The following is a 1,444-nucleotide window of genomic DNA, read 5'->3' as shown; positions in this document are numbered from 1 at the left end:
CAATGCCGTTGCTTGATTAGTGAACTATCCCGGGATGCAGAGTGATGACCTTGGGCTCGACCCTCCGTGTGGGTTGCCGGTCCCGGGTGTTGATTCGGTAGGAAAGCTTGGAGGAGTACTTCGAGTCCGGGCGCTTCAGGTGCCGGTCCGCCTCCCGTAGACGCCGGGTGCCGTTGTCAAGCTTGCGGTGGACCTTTGCCGCCATCACGGCCAGGAACTTCTTGATCTTCGTCGGCGTGTCCGCGCACTGGCGGACCACGCTACGGCGTGTGTGCTTGAGGACTTTGACGAACGACACCCGGTCCGGGTCGATACCGTTGTCGTCAGCCAGCTGCATGACGACCCGGGTCAGGCAGTGGTGCACCGTCAGATGAGCCCAGACCTCCTGCCGGACAAGGGCGGGGTCGCCAGAGCGCAGAACTTCGGCCGGTCCGCGCTGGAACGTCTTGATCTGCCGAAATGCCGACTCCGCCTCCCATCTTTCCCGGTACAGAGCTGCCAGCTCCGCCGCCGGGTACTCCACCGGGTCCAGCAGGTCGGTCAGTAGCCTGACCATCTCACCGCCGTCGATGCGGTACTCGATCACCCGGACCAGTACACCGCCGGGGTGCGCGCCCTTCTGCCCGGCCAGGTTCATCCTCGCCAAGTAGGTGCCGTCAGCCAGATGCTCGACCGGACGGTGGGCCACTGGTGAACGGGCCCGGAGCAGGAGATGTGACCCGGCTTCCAGATACGCCTTCCACAAGGCGACTCCGGGAAAGTTGCGGTCCATGACCACGAGCATCCCGGCTGCCGAGCCGGCCAGAGTGATCGCGAGTTCCCGCTCGCCGCCGTTGAAGCCGCCCACCGCCGCGTCGATCTGCGCGTGGGTGCCACACTCGGTCAGTGTCACCACCCTCACCTGGGGAAACCCCGCCGACTGGCCGTTCTTGGTCGGTCCGCCGAACGCAGCCCGATTCACCTTTGTGTCCGGCGCGTCCAGCACAAACCCGTCCACCGCCGCCAGCCGCATACCGTGGTAGAAGGAGCCCTCCAGCCCGACCGGCGCCAACGGGCCGGCCAGCTCCTGGAACACGGCCTCCAGCACCAGGGGCCCCAGACGCCCGCGCGCCCGGGTAAACGACGACTTGTTCGGAATGCACGCACTCAACTCTGGCACACTGCCGACCAGTTGTTCAGCTACATCGTCGTATGAGTCCTGCTGGAACAGTGCCAGCGCAAGGGTGAAATAGACCATGAACCCAGCGGGCAGCGCGCCGGGCTTCTTGTCCCGGACCCGGCACTTCTCCAGCACCCCGGCAACCAGTTCCGGCGTCACCCACCGCGTCACCACCCCCAGCCGCACATGATCTGACAACCCCACCCAAGGATGCATGCTTGGTCCAACGACCCCGCCCCTGCAGCGTCACTGCGAACTGCTTAACGAGTTCAAGCAACGGCATTG

Annotated in this window: 1 protein-coding gene; it reads right to left on the bottom strand. The window is 65.2% G+C overall.

The features are described from left to right. Positions 1-16: 16 nt before the first annotated feature. Complete coding sequence (locus C6N31_RS42140) at positions 17-1,375, bottom strand: IS4 family transposase (protein WP_232486341.1); 1,359 nt, start codon at positions 1,373-1,375, stop codon at positions 17-19. Between the last annotated feature and the right edge of the window lie 69 nt (positions 1,376-1,444).

The sequence above is a fragment of the Streptomyces fildesensis genome (assembly GCF_016107395.1).
GTDB lineage: Bacteria > Actinomycetota > Actinomycetes > Streptomycetales > Streptomycetaceae > Actinacidiphila > Actinacidiphila fildesensis.
The sequence above is the reverse complement of the archived record's forward strand: the minus strand, read 5'-3'. Positions and strand labels throughout refer to the sequence as shown.